The following is a 1,346-nucleotide window of genomic DNA, read 5'->3' as shown; positions in this document are numbered from 1 at the left end:
GCCGCAGCGCGGCGAGCTGCTCGTCGCGGCCCACCAGCAGGTCGGGCCGCGGCTCGGGCGGCGCCACCGGCACGGCCCGGGACTCCGCCGGACCGTCCAACTCGGACGCGTGGCCGAGGATCCGCTGGTGCAGCAGCTCCAGCTCGGGGCCCGGATCGATGCCGAGCTCATCGCTCAGCAGCGCCCGCGTCTCCTGGTACGCGCCCAGCGCCTCGGCCTGGCGCCCGGCGCGGTAGAGCGCGAGCATCCGCAGCCCGCGCAGGCTCTCCCGATAGGGGTGGGCGACCACCAGCCGGTCGAGGTCGGCGACCACCGCGGCGGGCCGGCCCAGTGCCAGCCCGGCGGCCATCCGGTCCTCCAGGGCGCCGAGCCGCAACTCCTCGAGGCGGGTCCGCTCGCCGCGGGCGATCTCCGCCTGGTCGGCCAGCACGTCGCCGCGCCACAGCGACAGGGCCCGGGCCAGCGTCTCGTCGGCGGCGCCGGGCTCACCGGCGTCGAGCAGCCGGCGGCCCTCGGCGGCGAGCCTCTCGAAGCGGGCGGCGTCCAGATCGTCCGGTGCGACGTCGAGACGGTAGCCGGGCGCCTGACTGATCAGCAGGCGGGGCGTGGCGAGCAGCCGCCGCAGGTGCGAGACGTACGCCTGCAGGGAGGCCACGGCCTGGGCGGGCGGTTCCTCGCCCCAGAGCTCGTCGACGAGATGCTCGAGGGACACGACCCGCCCGGCGTGCAGCAGGAGGAGCCCGAGAACGGCGCGTTGCTTGGGCCGCCCGAGGTCGAGCAGCCGTCCGTCGTCGCCGGCCACCTCGAGTGGCCCGAGAATCCTGAACTCCATGCGCCCAACCCGTCGCCACGGCGAAGCCGCCGTCCGACGCAGTATCCCAGGATCACCACCCAGATCAATGGCTCGTCGGGGCGGCGGCGCTTCACCGCACCCAGAACGAGTCCGGGAGGGCCTGGACGTCGGCCGCGGACCGTTCCAGAAGCTCGGCGATGGGCAGCAGCGCGATTGACGCCGGGTCTCCCTCGCCCGCCATGCTGCGGATCACCTCGGCCTGCCGCCGGGCCCGCTGCGGCACCACCGCCCCGAAGGCCCTCCGGTCGCCGTCGTAGCCGTACGCGTCGAGCAGAAGGTGCAGCCGGCGGGACCGCTCCGGCAACTCGTGGGCGCCCGGTGGCGTGCCGTCGCGCGGGGACGCGAGCGGCACCCAGGACAGCGCGGAGAACGCCAGATCCCAGTCGCGCGATGACGGACCGGCGATGTCCCAGTCGCAGAAGCCGACCAGCCGCCCGCCGTCGACCACCGCGTTGTAGGGCGCCGCGTCCTGGTGCCCGACGATCAACCCGGG

2 protein-coding genes are annotated in these 1,346 nt (G+C 75.3%); both read right to left on the bottom strand.

All coding sequences use genetic code 11. The features are described 5' to 3' along the window. The coding region (locus AB0M20_RS43850) for an AfsR/SARP family transcriptional regulator (protein WP_364307451.1) at positions 1-832 on the bottom strand (832 nt) is incomplete at its 3' end. A 91-nt stretch (positions 833-923) separates the two neighbouring features. Continuing rightward, a partial coding sequence (locus tag AB0M20_RS43845; RefSeq protein ID WP_364307449.1) for a phosphotransferase occupies positions 924-1,346 on the bottom strand: 423 nt, incomplete at its 5' end.

Origin of the sequence: Actinoplanes sp. NPDC051633 (assembly GCF_040681735.1) — a bacterium.
Lineage (GTDB): Bacteria > Actinomycetota > Actinomycetes > Mycobacteriales > Micromonosporaceae > Actinoplanes.
Note: the sequence above shows the minus strand (reverse complement) of the source record. Positions and strands in the feature narration are given on the sequence as shown.